The following is a 15,897-nucleotide window of genomic DNA, read 5'->3' on the forward strand; positions in this document are numbered from 1 at the left end:
GCTACTGGTTCGACGGCGGTCTAGAGGAGGACGCGGTCGACGTCGCGTTCGGTCGCGCGTCGCACGACCGCGGACAGTGGGTCGGTGGTTCCGGCGAGGTTGTCGGAGTCGCCGTCGAGGACGAGGAGTGCGGCGCGGCGGCCGGGTTCGACGACGCCGCAGTCGAGGTCGGCGATCTCGGCGCCGGCCGTCGTCGCCATCTCGAGGATCGCTCGGTCGGGGACGTCGAAGCGCTTCGCGGCGTACGCCATCTCGCGGAACATCGACGGCGCGTTCAGCATGACGTTGTCCGTGCCGAGGGCGACCGTGGTGTGGGCGCGGAGGTCGGGGAGCGGTGCTTCGCCGACGTCGAGGACGGCGTTCGCTCGTGGACAGACGACGATGGGGACGGACTGGTCGGCGACGCGGTCGAGGTGTTCGTCCTCGGCGTGCACCATGTGTACGAGGAGGTCGGGGTCGAGGTCGAGCGCCGGGTGGATGTCGGTCGCGTCGGGTTCGCCGGCGTGGATGGCGAACGGACGGTCGCGTTCGCGGCAGGCGTCGCGTTCGGCGGCGAAGTCGTCGTCGTTCGCGCCGGAGGCACCGTAGCCGTCGGCGACGTCGAGGACGGACGGGTCGTCGCTGCCGAAGACGAACGCGTGGACGTCGAGCGGGTCGGCTGCTTCGCGGAGGGCGCGTGCGCCGGGGACGCCGTTCTCGCGGAAGTCGAGCGTGGCGGCCGTCCCGGTGTCGCGCATGAACCGGAGCGTCCGTCGCATCGCGGTGACGAGTTCGTCGTGGTCGGCGGCGGCCAGTCGACGGTGTTTGCGGCTCTCTGGGGGGGCGACGGCTTCCTCGAGCGAGAGGCCGACGGCGGCGTCCTTCGCGACCGAGTCGCCCAGGTGCGTGTGCGCGTTGACGAACGCGGGGACGACTATGTCCGTCGAGTCGGTGTCGGTCTCCTCGACGGCTTCGATGCGGTCGTCGTCGACGACGACTCGGCCGCGTATCGGTTCGAACGTTTCGCCAGCGAGGATCGTCCCCGTGAGTTCTTCCATGCACACCCCTCGCCCTTCTTCACGAAATGGTTTTTGGACGGCGAATAGCGAACGATTCGGTAGTACTATGATGGTCTGGAGAGGGATTCAGGGCAAGGAGTGGTGTCGGTGCACCCGCGTTCCGGGGGCCGTGGGCGCCTCCTGCCGGCGTTCCGAGGGGCCACCTCGCTCTTTCGGTGAAAACGTAATGTTCTTTCGTGAGGATATTGCGAACGTTTTGGGAATATAGATAGATTTAATAGACAATTCGTTTCATAGTGCTCCAAGAACGACCGGTTCGGTCGCCGGGGCTGCTCCGACGCCCGGGCCGGTCGTCACCACGAACGATGGCAGGATCTAACTCGCGGACGACGGTCGGAGCGCTCCCGGACACGACGGCCGATTCGCCGCTCGTGCCCGTCGCAGCAACGTGGCTCGTCTGGGCACTGTTCGCGGCGAGCGTCGGCGCGCTCGTCGCCTGGATCCGACTCGACGGCGCCTGGGAGCTCGGCGGGCTCGTCGCCGTGGACGGGCTGACCGTCCTCATGTGGGTCGTCGTCACGTTCTTCAGCGGCGTCGTCCACAGCTACTCGCGGCGCTACATGGCCGGGAGCCATCACGAGTCGACGTTCTTCGCGACCGTGTTCGCGTTCACGCTGGTCGTGATGGCGCTCGTCGCGGCCGACCACGTCGTCCTGTTCGGCGGCCTCTGGCTTGCGATGGGCCTCCTGATGGCGGCGCTCATCGGGACCGTCGACGGCTGGCCGCAGGCCCAGGCCGCGGCCGCGGTCGCTCGCCGGTACTTCCTCGCCAGCAGCGCACTCCTCGGCGTCGCACTCGCGGCGCTCTGGTGGACGACCGACGCGACCACCATCACCGGCATCACCGACGCCACCGCCGCCATGAGCGGTCCCGCGTGGCTGCTCGCCGCCGGCGCGCTCGTGCTCGCCGCGATGATACAGTCCGCGCTCGTCCCCTTCCAGAAGTGGCTGCTGTCGTCGATGACCGCACCGACGCCCGCGTCCGCGCTCATGCACGCCGGGTTCGTCAACGCCGGCGGCATCCTCCTCGTCCGGTTCGCGCCCGTCCTGACGGTCGAGGCCGCCGTGATGTACGCCATCGTCGCCGTCGGCGGCGCGAGCGCCATCGCCGGGAAGCTCCTGAAGTCCGTCCAGCCGGACGTCAAGGGCAAGCTCGGGAGTTCGACGGTCGGCCAGATGGGGTTCATGCTCATGCAGGTCGGGCTCGGGTTCTTCGCCGCCGCCATAACGCACCTCGTGCTCCACGGCTTCTACAAGGCCTACCAGTTCCTCAGCGCCGGCGAACAGGTCGAGCACACCACGCCCAGCGAGGCGACGCCGCACACCGTCGGCCGGCTCCCGAGCGTCGTCGGCGCGACCGTCGCCATCCTGACCGGTCTCGCCGGCGGCGCGCTCTTCGCGGTCCTCACCGGGAAGGGCACCGCGGTCGACAGCGGCCTCCTGCTGACGTTCTTCGTCACGTTCACCACGCTGCACGCCGCCCGCAGCGCCGTGAACCACGCGTCGCTCTCGCCGACGGCGCGCTACGCGGCCGTCCCGCTCGTGTTCTTCCCCGCCATCCTCGTATACACCGTCGTCTACGAGGCGATCTCGGGGCTCCTCGCCATCGGCGCCGTGACGACCGAACTGACCGCGATCCACGTCGTCATCGCCGTTCTCTTCGTCGGCATCTACGTCGGCATCGAGACCGGCGTCCACGAGCACAGTCGCCGGCTCTACGTCGCGCTCCTGAACGCCACCCAACCGGACTCGGACACCCTGCTCACCGCAACGGAGGATTATAATGAGTACTGACAGCACCATCCAGGACCGCATCGACGACGCCGCGGACGTGGTCGGCTCCCTGTGGCCGATCCACTCGTTCGTCACCGCGAACCCGCTCGCCGGGTTCGAGAACCAGCCGTTCGAGGACGCCGTCGCGCAAGCAGCGACGCTCCTCGGCGGCCGCGGGTACCCGAGCGCCGATACCTTCCGGCGGGCGCTCGACGCCGGCCAGATAGACCGCGAGCGCCTGGAATCGGCGCTCGCCGACGCCGGCTACGACGCCGACCCCGAGGCGTTGCTCGACCGCATGACCGAGGAGACGGCTCGCGTGACCGACGGCGGCGAGGACGGCACCGCGGCGGGTACGACGGATGCGGCCGACGCGTCGGCGCGCGTCGACCGCGTGCTGTCGAAGTGGCTGTCGGCGTTCCTCGAGGAGGGGAGCGCGCACTGGTCGATGCCGAACCGCGACGCCGGGTTCTACAGCGCGTTCCGCGGGGTCGTCGCGCACGACGGCGCCGTCCCGGACGACGGCATCGTCACCGACCTCCCGGCGGACCCCATCGAGACCATCGCGGCCGTCCTGGAGCCGTACCCGGAGAGCCAGTGGCCGGTCGTCTTCGAGGAGCAACTCGCCGCACTCCCCGGCTGGACGGGGTTCGTCAAGCACCGCGCCGAGCGCGGCAGCGAGTGGCAGGAGGCGCACCCGATATCTCTCGAGGGCTACCTCGCGGCGCGCCTCGCGCTCCACGACGCGTTCGGGAACGATGTCGAACCCACCGTCGAGCGCGCCGAGACGCATCCCACGGACGGGATCGCGCAGGCGTTCCTCGAGGCGTGGGAGGCGACGTACCGCGGCGAGGTCGTCGATTCGGTCGCCGCCGCGAGCGAATCCATGGCCGACGCCGACCCGACGGGCCGCCCGGACGCACAGCTCGTGTTCTGTATCGACACGCGCTCGGAGGTCGTGCGTCGCCACGTCGAAGCCGCCGGCGACTACGAGACCCACGGGTACGCCGGGTTCTTCGGGGTCCCGATGCGGTACGAGGGGTACGACGCCGACGTCGCCGTCGACGCGTGCCCGCCGATCCTCGACCCGCAGCATCACGTCACGGACCACGCGACCGACGACGACGCACGCGACCGGTACGAGGGCCTGACGGGGCTGTGCGCGGCCGCCGACGAGGTCGTCGAGACGCTCGAGGCGAACGCCGCGACCGCGTACGGGTACGTCGAGTCCGCCGGGAGCGGCTACGGGCTCGCGCTCGCCGCGCGGACGCTCGTCCCGCACCGCGTCCGCGACGCGTTCGGCGCGCTCGCTGACCGCGTCCCGGACGTCCACGAGTTCACCGACCCCGTCGTCGACCACCAGCACACGTACGCGGGCGACCTCCCCGTGGGGCTGACGCCCGACGAGAAGGTCGAGTACGCCGCCGGCGCGTTCGAGCTCATGGGCTGGGAGGAGTTCGCTCGCCTCGTCGTGTTCACGGGGCACGCGAGCGAGACGGCGAACAACCCGCACGCGGCGAGTCTCGACTGTGGCGCGTGCGCCGGGAACCCGGGTGGGCCGAACGCGCGCGTCCTCGCCGCCAGCTGCAACGACCCCGAGGTCAAGGTGGCGCTCCGCGACCGCGGGTTTGACGTCCCCGACGACACCGTGTTCGTCGCGGCCGAGCACAACACGACGACCGACGAGATAACGCTCTACGACGCCGCCGTCCCCGAGAGTCATGCCGAGGACCTCGCCGCGCTACGCGCCGACCTCGAGGTCGCGCGCGAGGGCGCCGCGGCCGAACGCGTCGCGTCGATGGGCACCAACGGTGGCGTCCGCGAGACCGAGCGTCGCGCCGCAAACTGGGCGGAGACCCGCCCAGAGTGGGGGCTCGCCGGGAACGCCTCGTTCGTCGTCGGGCCGCGCGACCTCACGAGCGACGTCGACCTCGACGGGCGCGCGTTCCTGCACTCCTACGACCACTCGACCGACCCGGACGGCGACGCGCTCGAGAGCATCCTCACCGGCCCGATGGTCGTCACCCAGTGGATCAACACCCAGTACTACTTCTCGACCGTCGACAACGCCGTCTACGGCAGCGGGTCGAAGGTCACGCAGAACCCCGTCGGGAACGTCGGCGTCTACCAGGGCAACGGCGGCGACCTCATGACGGGCCTCCCGCTCCAGTCGCTGCTGGCCGCGGACGACGTCCCGCACCATCAGCCGCTCCGCCTGTCGGTGGTCGTCCACGCGCCAGTCGACCGCGTCACGAGCGTGCTCGCCGCGCACGAGCACCTCCAGGGGCTCCTGGACGACGACTGGCTGTCGCTGTCGGTCGTCGACCCCACGCAGGACCACCGCGCGTTCCACTACGACGAGGCCCTGGAGTGGACCGAGCCGTTCGAGGACGCCTCGACGGTCGACGCGCGCCCGGACGCGTCCGCGGTCGCAGACGACTGACGGGCATCACTCGCGTCCGCCCGCTCCGCCCCACCGCCTCGGCCGTCGACGCCCGTTCTCGCGACGCGGACGCGCCCTTTGAGAATCCGGGTTAAAAGCAAATATATTCCCCAGGGAGCGCTATCGTGGAGCGTATGTTCTACAACTCCTGGTCTCCGTCCGTCCATCGGAGAGTGCCCGATGCCTGACTCGAGTTCGGACCTCCCCACCGAGGCGGCACTTCGACTACTCCTCAAGGAGGAGCGACGACGGGTCATCCGAACGCTGGCAGAACGCCAGCGCGAGACGACCGTCGACCAGCTCGCGGCGGCACTCTGCGAATCACCGGCGGCGACTCCGCGTGGGAGTCGAACGGTCGACGAGGGAGACCTCGACGATGCCGTCCTCGACCTCCTGCACGTCCACATCCCCGTGTTACGGGACGGCGACGTGATAGTCTACGACCCCCAGCAGGAGACGGTCCGCCGCGGAGAGCAGTTCCGGCCCGTCCGCAACCTGCTCGCAGCCATCGACGCGCACCGCGACGGCGCCTTGACCGACACCGCTTGACTACGGCACATTACTTGACGACCACCGACGCGCGGCGTGCAGCGCGAGGCACGTCCTGCCGACTTCGTCCAGAATGCGAGCGCGTTCCGGTTCCGTAGCGCTTCCGTGCGCGCGACGGTCGTTTCGGCGAGTTAGCACGTCTGCGGCGTCGAAAAACCACCGGAATCGGTGGTTTCCGGCGTGCAGCGACAGAGAGGTTGGGACCAATTCTGCGCCTGCACGCCACCGTATCATCTGTCCTACCCCCACATAGAAGTACTGTGATGAAGTGAGTAAACTCTGCTTGGGGTTCGCGCGCTGAAAGCGGCCGAGACGGCAATCTGGTCGCTATTTTGTGATTACTAGAGTGACAACGCGCGTTCTCGGTGCGACGTACTAAACACCCAGGGGGAGAAAGGTGGTGTTGTAGTCGAGGTTGGGACCAATGGACGACGTATCAAACCAAGGACAGGCGATCGAACTACTCCAACAGCTCGGACTCAAGGAGTACGAGGCAAAGTCGTTCGTCGCACTCACGCGCCGACACCACGGGACAGCCAAGGAGATCAGCGAGACCTCCGACGTCCCCCGGACGCGCGTGTACGACGCGATCCGCGTACTGGAATCGAAGGGGCTCGTCGTGACGCAGCACTCGAACCCACAGGTGTTCCGCGCCGTGACCATCGACGAGGCCGTCAACACGCTCCAGTCGGAGTACGTCGAACGGACCGAGACCCTCCGGAGTGCGTTGAGCGGCCTCGAACCGACAGACGGCGACGACGAAACCGAGGTCACGCACGAGGTGTGGTCGATAACGGGTGGGAACGGTATCACGAGTCGCACACAGCAACTACTCGAGGGCGCGACCGACGAGATACTCCTCGTCATCGGGCACGAGAGCATCCTCACGGACGCGCTCGTCGAACGACTCCAGGAGGCCCGGGACCGCGGCGTCGACGTCGTCGTCGGCACCGCCGACGAGGCGATCCGCGGCAAGATCCAGCAGGTGCTCCCGGCGGTGGAGGTGTTCGTCTCGGAACTGGAGTGGTTGAGTCGGTCCCCGCTCCCCTCGGACACCACCGAGATCAGTCGGCTGCTACTGGTCGACCGCGAAGCGATACTGGTCAGTTCGTTCACCGAATCGTCGACCGACAGTCGAGAGCACGAACAGGGCGTGTTCGGCCGGGGGTTCGACAACGGTCTCGTCGCGATCGTTCGGCGATTGATGGCGACGGGGTCGCTGTTCAAGGACGAACCCAGAAACTCCGAACCGTGACGGCGCCAGGGACCGGCGAACGATGAACGTGTACGGAGCCGCATACCCGTAGGTGTCCCCGACCGTGGCGAGTGCCGCGGCGGCCACCAGCGTCACCGCCGCTTCGAGCGGCAGCACTGCCACGACCGTGACGAGGTCCTCGCCGGCGGGCTCGGAGACACTACGACCCTGCTGGATGGCGCCGAGTCCGGCGACGACCCCGACGAGCAGGGTCGCCCGGGTCACCGACAGCGCGTTCCAGCCAGCCGGTTTCGCTCGGGAGACGCGACCGCGAACGCCACCTATCGATGCACGCAAACGTACGCCCGGTCTGTCTCCTCGTATGCACTGGCTGACTGTGCTCTTTCGGCCCTTCGACCGATATGCCGATGCGCTCTCCGCTCGGACGCACGGTGCCGTCGCGGTCGTCTCGTTCGTCACCTTCGTCGGCACCATCGCTCTCGGGTTCGTTCCGGTGACTCGCCGCATCGAGACGTCCGGTTACTCCACTACGGACCTGCAGGCCGCGACGAGTCGGGCGGAGGTCGACGCGATACTCCAGGCGTTCGAACCGGTCATCGACGCCGTGGTACTGCTGTCGGTCCTCGACTACGTCTTCATCCTCGCCGGGTTCCTCCTGTTCTTCTCGCTGCATTCGCTCTCGATGAAGACGCTGGCAGCCTACGACACGCTCGTCCTGGTACCGAAGCTCGGGATGAGCTTGACGGTCCTCTCTCGACTCCTCGACGCCCTGGAGAACCTCTTCGTCATCCTCATCTACACGAATCCCGACGACTACGCGACCGTCCTCATCGACCTCACGAACGCCGCCGAGACGCTGAAGTGGACGGTCGTCAGCGTCGAATACCCGACGCTCGGCATCGCCATCGCGCTGGCACTCCTGACACGGTACACCGCGCTCCTCGACGGTCGCTCGTAGAACCCCTCGTAGCTGCGCTCGGAATACCCAACCGGGTACGCGCTTGGAACAACAGCCGGATACAGCGCGCGGTGCGGCGCTCTCGCCCGCCACGTTCAGCAGGCCCCGTAGCATCCTCTCCCACGGCGTTCGAGGGACCAGGCTCTCTTCAATCCTGCTTCGGGTCGCGTTGAGAGAGCAAGCCCTGGGCCAGCAACCGCCGGGAGATCACGATCAGGCCGTTGCGGAATCCTCCACCGAAGATCGCCTGCTCCTCGCGACTGCTGGGAACGATCGTGCTGACGAGAATCGTCGACCGATCGACGAGCAGGAGCCGACCGATCGCCAGGTTCTCGCCCGGGCCCTCGACGCTGCGCAGCCACTCGAGTCCCGAAAGGAACGTCGTCGCATCCGGAACTGCGTCGTGGATCTGTCCCTCGAGGGACTCGGTCACGGCGCCGATCAGTAGTTCGACGTCCGAGTCGAGTCCGTTCAGGGTGTCGACCAACTCCTCGGTCAGCAGCGAGCTATCGCCGAGGACCAGTACGACCTCCTCGGTCGCATCCCTGATGAGCTGGTTCGATCGGTTCGCGATCGCGTCCGTCCCGGACATCGACCAGACCTCCTGGACCGCGTCCTCGTCCGTCGCTTCGACCGGGTCAGCTCGTTCGAGCGCGTTCGCGAGCCGGTCGACGCGTGCCTCGTACTGGTCGCGGAGGGTCTGGGTCGCCTCCTCGATGGGGACGGCCCGGAATCGCTGCGGGCTCGTGTGCTGGACCTCGACGAGTCCCTGCGCTTCCAGCAACCGGACGGCGTCGTAGACTCGCGTCCGAGGCACGTCCGTTATCTCGCTGAGCTGTTTCGCCGTTCCGGTCGAGATGCGTGACAGCCCGACGAAACACTTTGCCTCGTACTCTTTCAAGCCGAGTTCCTGGAGTACCTCGATCGCCGCTTCCGATGTCTCATCTGTGCTCATGTGTCCCAACTCGTAACCCGGGTAGCCCGGAGTTGCGTGAAAGTTCGACCGCTGGCCGGATAGGTATTGTCACCTCTCACTCGTGACAATTAACCGAATGGAACTCGCTATACTCGCCTAACCGGCGGCCAGTAACCCTGCAGAACCGGTCCTACTCTTGCTGTTACTCCCTCACTCACAACTCTTGGACTATCCAAACCCTGGACTGTCGTCCGACCAGCAGCGCATTCTCGCGATTAACTCAGTTAATCACAAAAGGACTATACTGGCCAGCCCCGTACGGTTCACCCGGCACGAACCTCGGAACTAGTGTCCCAACCACGACCCGAAGCGTGCCGCCCCCGGCCACCTCACCGTGGCTGGGTTTCCGGAACACGCACCCTTCATCATGAGTATCGACCCGACCGACGACCCGCACGCGGCCGCCATCGAACAGCTCGAACAGTTCGGACTCAGTGCGTACGCTGCGCGGACGTTCGTCGCCCTCCTCACCCTGGGCACGGGCACTGCCAAGGACGTAAGTGGGGTCTCGGACGTCCCACGAACCCGGGTCTACGATGCGGTCGAGGAACTCCACGACCTCGGTCTGGTCGACGTGCAGCAGTCCTCTCCAAAGGAGTTCTGGGCCATCTCACCCGAAACCACCTCTCGCAAATTCGAGAAGGAGCTGGACCACCGACTGTCGACGCTGACGACAGCGCTCGACGAACTCGAACCCGCTCGACGGAGCGAGGAGCAAACCGGCGTCTGGACGGTCGACGGCCAGGGGACGGTCACGGACCGCGTGATAGAGTTCATCGACGGTGCGGAGGACGAGATCGTCTACATGACCGTCGAGGACCTGTTGACCGACGCCATCGTCGACGCGTTACGTGACGCTGCAGCGCGCGACGTGACGATCAGTCTCGGTGGCGTCTCCACGCCCGTCCAGGACGAGATCCAGACCGAGATTCCCGACGCCGAACTGTTCGAATCGCTGTGGGTCTGGTCTGACACGCCCGCGGGACGACTCATGCTGGTCGACGGGACGCAGACGCTCGTGAGCGCACTCGTCAACGGGAGCGATGCCGCTCCGACGGAGCCACCGTCGGAGACGGCCATCTGGGGGAGCGGTGAGACGAACAGTCTCGTGGTCGTGCTGAAGGCGATCTTCACGTGGCGGCTGGAGCACGCCGACCCGCCCCAGTAGGCACCCCGGTACTCGACGAGCACGAGCCTGCGACATCCTTCGAACTGCGGTATCGTCCATCCCGACGGTAGCTGATTGGTTCACACTGTCGAAGACGGAATCGGGTGGTAGCCAGAGCACCACTCCCCGTTCGTTCACGCGGTATCCGAGTGGCGACGCCGCCAGCTGTCCGCGACCGGCCACGGGATGGTCAGTCCGACGATGGAGACGTTCGTGATCGTCGTGTCGCTGCTTGTTCCGGTTTCGCACAGATGGATCTTGCTCCTCGATCTCTCGGAGGATCGTCCGTCAGATCGTGGTTCTCGCCATCGCGTATGGGGACCGGACGCACGAGGGGCATTGATGCGTCACTTACTCCGTACCCTCCGACTCGTCCAGTTGCGAATCCCGCTCTCGGGGACGGTTCACCACTGTCCGGTCTGGGAGTTCCCGTCGTCGTCGCGGTGACCGGGTGAGCAACCGCTGGAGCAACGTCTCGTCGTCCGGGTCCCGTTTCTCGATCACCTCGTACTCGACGAGGACGTCGCCGTCATCGGCCGCGGAGAGACGAAAGTAGTTGAGCTGGTAGGAGGCGTAGTAGACCGGCGGGAGAACCCCGAGGAGCGGGTCGACCCGTTGGAGGCGTTTCAGCCACGTCCCGGTGTTGACGACGAGCCGGCCGTCGACTTCGGTCGCCGACGGGCGGTGCGTGTGCCCGTACACGTACACAGCGACCCTCGGTTCGGACGCGAACACGTCCCTGGCCCTGCCGAGGTATTTCTCGACGGGTTCCCGGTCAGTTGGTGATCGCACGAGTCCGAATCGTCGGAGCGTTCTCCGAGCGTCCCACACGAAGACGGCGAGCGGGACGGAGATCGCCAGCAACAGCACGATGATGACCAGATTCACCCCGAGGACGAGTTCGACGAGTCGCCCGGCCGGCCCGAACGAGCCGAGTAGTTCCTCGACCAGTGTGAGTGGCAGCGACCACACGTCGAACCAGTCGAGCGCGAATAACGCGACGTACAGCACGCCCACGTTGAACAGGAGGAGGAACGGCACGACCGAGAAACGCAGCCACGAACTCATCTCCCGGTAGAAGTAGTTCGATATGAGCCAGTCGGGGATCTCGGTCATCGGCGTCACGGCCTGGATGTCCTTCAGCCAGTTGTACTTCCCACGACCGGAGAGCTGTCCCGCGCGACTCGTTATCTGTCGGTTCACGAAGTAACCCGGTGGGTTCGCGTATGGATTCCCGAAGTCCGGAATCCGGTTGTTCGGGTCCTCTTGCATGCCGTGTTCGACGTGAACGAGTGACTCGCCCACCGGTCGTTCGATCGATACCGTTTGCTCCAGCGTCACGTTGTACTCGGCGAGTCGCTCCACGTACTCCGGGTACGCGGCGAGTTCGTAGTCGTGGTTTCCAGGGATGAGCGTGATCTCGATCTCCCGGCCGGTTCTTTCGAACTGCTCGAACAGTTCGGGGTAGCGTTCGAGGAGCGCGTCGAACTTCTCCGGCCCCTCGACTTCGGTGAACTCCCACAACCCGAACGCGTCGCCGTTGATTATCAGTTCGGCATCCTCGTCGCGCTCTTCGAGCGCGTCGAGGAACGCGAGCAGTTCGTCCAGGAAGTCCACCTGTTCGAGCTGTTCGTCACCGCCGACGTGGAGGTCGCTGACGAAGTAATACACGTCCGCCATGTCGCTACTTCGAGTCCGGGTTCATGCAGGGGCGACCGCGTCGTTCGGCCTGTGCGTCTCCGACGCGTCGAACGGCCGATCGCAGCCCTCCGAATCGCGGTGTGGTAGTCGGGTGCCAGCTGGCGACGCGAGCCCTGGAATCGAGCATGCCGATAGCTAGAGGTCATCCTACTAAGTTATCGACTTGTTACAAAAATTAATCTCTAATAAACGATAGATAAATCACGTGTACGAGCAGGGGAACGGTGAACGACGTCGAGGCAACCGTACTGATAGACCGCTTTCTGGATTGGGCGTCTGAATCATCCTCGAAGTACCTGTGAACGTCACGTAGGCTTCTGGTATGACCGACCGCTATCGACAAACGCGAGGAAAGGTAACGACGCCATTTTCTATCATTGAGAGTGGTTAACAAAGACCGCTGCAGCGCTGGTACAGGTATGAGTTCACTTGTTGTACTCAGATTCGGCGACATGGACGGTGCTGAAGCCATGCGCGACAGGATGTACGACCTACAGAAGCGAGAGCTGATCAAGATCGAGGACGCAGCGGTCGTCGTCCGGAACGAGAAAGGGCGTGCGAAGGTCAAGCAGGCGCACAGCCTCGTCGGTGCGGGCGCATTGGGCGGCGCCTTCTGGGGCATGCTCATCGGATTGCTGTTCTTCGCCCCGTGGCTCGGCCTACTGGCCGGCGCAGCCGGCGGTGCACTCTCCGGGAAACTCGGCGATATCGGCATCGACGACGACTTCATCGAGGACGTGCGGGACGCGATCGAGCCCGGGAACTCCGCCCTGTTCCTGCTGGCCCGCGAGGGGAACACCGACCGCATCAAGGAAGAGCTGTCGGACTTCGAGCACGACTTCCAGATCATGGACACGAACCTCGCCCCGGAAGACGAGGAGCGCCTCCGTGAGACCTTCGCCGCGGAGGAAGTTGCCGGGTGAATCCATCGGGACCTCGTCGTCGACGAACCCCGACGTAACGGAGCGGAAACCGCACGCACTGAGAGTATAGCACGCTCGGACGACCGGTCACCCAGTATCACATGCGACTCGTCCAGGTTCTGATCCCCGAGGGCGCACGACCTGCCGTCCTCGACGCGCTCGACGACCAGGGTATCGATTACGCCGTGTTCGACGAGGTCGGCCGTGGTGACTTCGAGGCGATGGTTCAGTTTCCCATCCCGCCAAGCGGCGTCGAACCGGTGATGGACGACCTGATCGAGGCCGGTATCCGGGAGGACGCGTACACTATCGTCCTCTCGACCGAAACCGTCGTCTCACAGCGTCTGGCTGCACTCACCGAACGGTTCCCCGGCCTCCGGATCTCGCGCGAGGAGCTGTACGCACGGGCGCAGGATCTGGCGCCGGCGAACTCCACCTTCTTCGCGTTCCTCGTCCTGAGCACCGTCATCGCGACGACGGGCCTGCTCCTCGACTCCGCGGCGACGATTATCGGCGCGATGGTCGTCGCACCGCTGATGGGACCAGCCGTCTCCGCGTCCGTCGGCACGATCCTCGACGATCCCGGGATGACCAGACGTGGCATCAGACTACAGGTCCTCGGACTCGTCGCTGCCATCGCGACGGCGGCGGTCATGGGCTGGCTCCTCCAGCAGACCGTTCTCATCCCGCCAGGACTCGACATTCAGACGATCCCCCAGATCGCCGAGCGGACGAGCCCGAACTTCCTGTCGCTCTTCCTCGCGCTCGGGTCGGGGATCGCTGGATCGCTCAGTATCATGCGTGGCTCCGGGTCGACCCTCGTCGGCGTCGCCATCGCCGTCGCGCTCGTTCCTCCCGCCGCAACCTCCGGCCTCGGTATCGCGTTCGGCTTACCGGGGGTCGCCATCGCGGGCGCCGTGCTCGTGGTCGTGAACCTGCTCGCGATCAACGTCTCCGCCCTGACCCTGTTCTGGGTAGCAGGGTTCAAGCCACTCGACGCAGGTGCCTTCGAGGGGGTTCGCGCGTCCATCCTCTCGCGCATCGTCGTGATCGTCGTCGCCATCGCACTGCTCTCTATCGTCCTCGGTGCGGTCACCTGGACGACGTTTCAGACGCAGGCCTTCGAGCAGCAGACGCGGACCGAACTCCAGCAACAGTTCGACGAAGCAGACATCGAGGGGGTCGAGCTCGTCACCGTGACCGTCGACTACGAACCGATCGATCTGCTCCTCGGAAACGAACCGCGGGTGAACGTCCTCATCGGCGTTCCACGGGACCAGGAGGTACCGCCGGACCTCGCTCAACGCTGGGACGACCAGTTAACCGCGGAGTTCAATCGGGACGTCGTCGTTCGCGTCGGATTCCTCGAGACACAGGTATCCGACGGGAGAACGCGGGAACGACCCGAGCGACTGGTCTCCCCTGGAGTGTCTCGATGAGTTCTGATGCGGGAGGACCCAGGGGAGGAGTCGATGCCCCGGAACGACAGGAGGGGACGCTGGCGTACTGGGGGCCGGCTATCGCGGTGAGCCTCTCGATGTTCATCGCGGTCATCGATTCGACCCTGATGAACGTCGCTATCCCGGCTATCGTGTCCGATCTGGATACCACGGTTCCAGTCGTCCAGGGCGCGATAGCGGTCTACTCGCTCGTGATGGCGGCGCTGATGCTCCCCGGGGGCAAGCTTCCGGCGATGTACGGCGTCCGGCGGCTCATGCAGGGTACGCTCGTCGTCTACGCCGCCGGGACGCTGCTGGCGGCCGTCGCCTGGAGCCCCGCTGTCCTGTACTTCGGCTGGTCCCTCGTCGAAGGTGCTGCGGCCGCCGTGTTGATGCCGCTGACGTTCACCGTCCTCATCGTCACCTACGATGGGAAAGACCGCGCGAGAGCTCTCGGGGTGCTGGCGGGCGTGAGCGCGGCGGGCGCGGCTGTCGGACCGATATTCGGTGGGGCGTTGACGACCTTCGCCAGCTGGCGGTGGGGGTTCGCCCTCGAGGCGGTCGTCGTCGTCGTCGCGCTGGTGTTCGTTCGCTACGTGAGCGCCGCCCCGCTGACGGCCGACCCAGACCCACTCGACGTCGGGGGGACTGCGCTCTCCATCGCCGGCGCGACGTCGCTCGTCGTCGGCTTCATCCTCGCCGGCAAGTTCGGGTGGTTGCTCGCGACGCGCCCGTTCGTCGCCTTCGGCGTCCAGTTCAATCCCTTCGGGACGTCGCCGGCGCTCTGGACCATCGGCCTAGGACTGCTCGCGTTCGCGGCGTTCGTCCAGTACGAGTACCGCCTCGAGCGCGCCGGCCGCTCGCCGCTCGTTCCGATGGAGATGCTCTCGAACCGCTCGTTCACCACGGGCTCGCTGACCTTCGGCGCTCGAGCGCTCGTCATGGCCGGGTTCATCTTCATCATCCCGGTGTACCTCCAGTCCGGCCTCGGCTACACCGCCTTCGAGGCCGGGGTCGCGATGCTTCCGTTCTCCGTCGGGACGCTGCTCGTCTCGACGTTCACCACCGGCTGGCGCGCGTACGTGGCACCGAAAACCCTCGTCCAGGTCGGGGCCGTGCTGATGACCGTCGGCCTCCTGTTGCTGTTCCAGGACACGAACCCGGACCAGACGGTGCGGAGCATGGCCGTCCCGATGGCGGTCGTCGGCGTCGGCATCGGACTCATGACGCCACAGCTCGTCAACTCGACGCTCTCGGCGGTCCCCCAGGCGAACTCCTCGGAGGCCTCGGGCGTCATGAACGCGACCGGGATGCTCGCGTACGCGCTCGGGACGGCCATCGTCGGCGCCTTCCTCCTCGGGCAGTTCTACCGGGGAGTGATAGACGGCACGTTCCGGGCGACCGGCGCCACAGTGTCGGTGCCCCGACGCGACGAACTCGCCCTGGCACTGCAACAGGCCGCAGAGACGGCAACCGAGGCGACCCGGCAGGCGTTCCTCGCCGGGTTGACCCCCACAGAGCGGGCACTGCTCGGAGGGATCTTCGAGACCGCATTCGTCGGCGCCCAGCGCGCGACGCTGCTACTCCTCGTCGTATTCGCGGCGCTCACGCTCGCCATTTCGGCGTTCTTACCGCGCAACTCCGATAATCCATGACGCGCCGATCGCTCGTACGCTGTCAATTACTTAGCGCCA

The 15,897-nt window shown here is 66.2% G+C and carries 12 protein-coding genes; 9 read left to right on the plus strand and 3 right to left on the minus strand.

Going from position 1 to position 15,897, the window contains the following annotated elements:
* Positions 1-20: 20 nt before the first annotated feature.
* Positions 21-1,037: an amidohydrolase family protein gene (locus LI336_RS10545; RefSeq protein ID WP_227133090.1), complete on the minus strand. Its 1,017-nt coding sequence runs from the start codon at positions 1,035-1,037 to the stop codon at positions 21-23.
* A 326-nt stretch (positions 1,038-1,363) separates the two neighbouring features.
* Between LI336_RS10545 and LI336_RS10550 the strand changes: the two genes are divergently transcribed.
* From LI336_RS10550 to LI336_RS10570, 5 genes are all read left to right on the plus strand, one after another.
* Positions 1,364-2,851 (plus strand): proton-conducting transporter transmembrane domain-containing protein, encoded by a 1,488-nt coding sequence (locus tag LI336_RS10550; protein WP_227133091.1) that lies wholly within the window; start codon positions 1,364-1,366, stop codon positions 2,849-2,851.
* Positions 2,841-5,273 (plus strand): DUF2309 domain-containing protein, encoded by a 2,433-nt coding sequence (locus LI336_RS10555; RefSeq protein WP_227133092.1) that lies wholly within the window; start codon positions 2,841-2,843, stop codon positions 5,271-5,273. Before LI336_RS10550 ends, LI336_RS10555 begins: the two co-directional genes overlap by 11 nt.
* A gap of 180 nt (positions 5,274-5,453) precedes the next feature.
* Entirely contained in the window at positions 5,454-5,822 is a 369-nt protein-coding gene (locus tag LI336_RS10560; protein WP_227133093.1) for a DUF7344 domain-containing protein, read from the plus strand.
* A 424-nt stretch (positions 5,823-6,246) separates the two neighbouring features.
* Positions 6,247-7,077, plus strand: a complete 831-nt coding sequence (locus tag LI336_RS10565) for a TrmB family transcriptional regulator (RefSeq protein WP_227133094.1) — start codon at positions 6,247-6,249, stop codon at positions 7,075-7,077.
* A gap of 322 nt (positions 7,078-7,399) precedes the next feature.
* Positions 7,400-7,996: a hypothetical protein gene (locus LI336_RS10570; RefSeq protein WP_227133095.1), complete on the plus strand. Its 597-nt coding sequence runs from the start codon at positions 7,400-7,402 to the stop codon at positions 7,994-7,996.
* 148 nt (positions 7,997-8,144) lie between these two features.
* Here the strand turns inward: LI336_RS10570 and LI336_RS10575 are convergent, their stop codons facing one another.
* A complete protein-coding gene (locus LI336_RS10575; RefSeq protein WP_227133096.1) occupies positions 8,145-8,951 on the minus strand; it encodes a TrmB family transcriptional regulator in 807 nt (268 codons plus the stop codon).
* 388 nt (positions 8,952-9,339) lie between these two features.
* On the opposite strand from LI336_RS10575, the gene LI336_RS10580 reads away from it, so the two are divergent.
* Positions 9,340-10,140, plus strand: a complete 801-nt coding sequence (locus LI336_RS10580; protein WP_227133097.1) for a TrmB family transcriptional regulator — start codon at positions 9,340-9,342, stop codon at positions 10,138-10,140.
* 351 nt (positions 10,141-10,491) lie between these two features.
* Here LI336_RS10580 and LI336_RS10585 read toward each other — a convergent pair whose 3' ends face one another.
* Entirely contained in the window at positions 10,492-11,820 is a 1,329-nt protein-coding gene (locus LI336_RS10585; RefSeq protein WP_227133098.1) for a metallophosphoesterase, read from the minus strand.
* 473 nt (positions 11,821-12,293) lie between these two features.
* On the opposite strand from LI336_RS10585, the gene LI336_RS10590 reads away from it, so the two are divergent.
* The 3 genes from LI336_RS10590 to LI336_RS10600 all read left to right on the plus strand — a co-directional run bounded on the left by LI336_RS10590 (position 12,294) and on the right by LI336_RS10600 (position 15,858).
* Positions 12,294-12,764 (plus strand): DUF1269 domain-containing protein, encoded by a 471-nt coding sequence (locus LI336_RS10590; protein ID WP_368408372.1) that lies wholly within the window; start codon positions 12,294-12,296, stop codon positions 12,762-12,764.
* Between the two features lie 101 nt (positions 12,765-12,865).
* Positions 12,866-14,203 (plus strand): TIGR00341 family protein, encoded by a 1,338-nt coding sequence (locus tag LI336_RS10595; protein ID WP_227133100.1) that lies wholly within the window; start codon positions 12,866-12,868, stop codon positions 14,201-14,203.
* Positions 14,200-15,858 carry an MFS transporter gene (locus LI336_RS10600; protein ID WP_227133101.1) on the plus strand — a complete coding sequence of 553 codons (1,659 nt, stop codon included), beginning with the start codon at positions 14,200-14,202 and terminating at the stop codon, positions 15,856-15,858. Before LI336_RS10595 ends, LI336_RS10600 begins: the two co-directional genes overlap by 4 nt.
* The last annotated feature ends 39 nt before the right edge of the window (positions 15,859-15,897 follow it).

The organism is Halorubellus salinus, assembly GCF_020567525.1.
Lineage (GTDB): Archaea > Halobacteriota > Halobacteria > Halobacteriales > Natrialbaceae > Halorubellus > Halorubellus salinus.

What these genes read in the sequence shown, in the direction of transcription:
- LI336_RS10575 (WP_227133096.1), bottom strand. Translation starts at nt 8,951, where the DNA reads ATGAGCACAGATGAGACATCGGAAGCGGCGATCGAGGTACTCCAGGAA.
- LI336_RS10590 (WP_368408372.1), top strand. Translation starts at nt 12,294, where the DNA reads ATGGACGGTGCTGAAGCCATGCGCGACAGGATGTACGACCTACAGAAG.
- LI336_RS10600 (WP_227133101.1), top strand. Translation starts at nt 14,200, where the DNA reads ATGAGTTCTGATGCGGGAGGACCCAGGGGAGGAGTCGATGCCCCGGAA.
- LI336_RS10585 (WP_227133098.1), bottom strand. Translation starts at nt 11,820, where the DNA reads ATGGCGGACGTGTATTACTTCGTCAGCGACCTCCACGTCGGCGGTGAC.
- LI336_RS10555 (WP_227133092.1), top strand. Translation starts at nt 2,841, where the DNA reads ATGAGTACTGACAGCACCATCCAGGACCGCATCGACGACGCCGCGGAC.
- LI336_RS10565 (WP_227133094.1), top strand. Translation starts at nt 6,247, where the DNA reads ATGGACGACGTATCAAACCAAGGACAGGCGATCGAACTACTCCAACAG.
- LI336_RS10545 (WP_227133090.1), bottom strand. Translation starts at nt 1,037, where the DNA reads ATGGAAGAACTCACGGGGACGATCCTCGCTGGCGAAACGTTCGAACCG.
- LI336_RS10560 (WP_227133093.1), top strand. Translation starts at nt 5,454, where the DNA reads ATGCCTGACTCGAGTTCGGACCTCCCCACCGAGGCGGCACTTCGACTA.
- LI336_RS10595 (WP_227133100.1), top strand. Translation starts at nt 12,866, where the DNA reads ATGCGACTCGTCCAGGTTCTGATCCCCGAGGGCGCACGACCTGCCGTC.
- LI336_RS10550 (WP_227133091.1), top strand. Translation starts at nt 1,364, where the DNA reads ATGGCAGGATCTAACTCGCGGACGACGGTCGGAGCGCTCCCGGACACG.
- LI336_RS10580 (WP_227133097.1), top strand. Translation starts at nt 9,340, where the DNA reads ATGAGTATCGACCCGACCGACGACCCGCACGCGGCCGCCATCGAACAG.
- LI336_RS10570 (WP_227133095.1), top strand. Translation starts at nt 7,400, where the DNA reads ATGCACTGGCTGACTGTGCTCTTTCGGCCCTTCGACCGATATGCCGAT.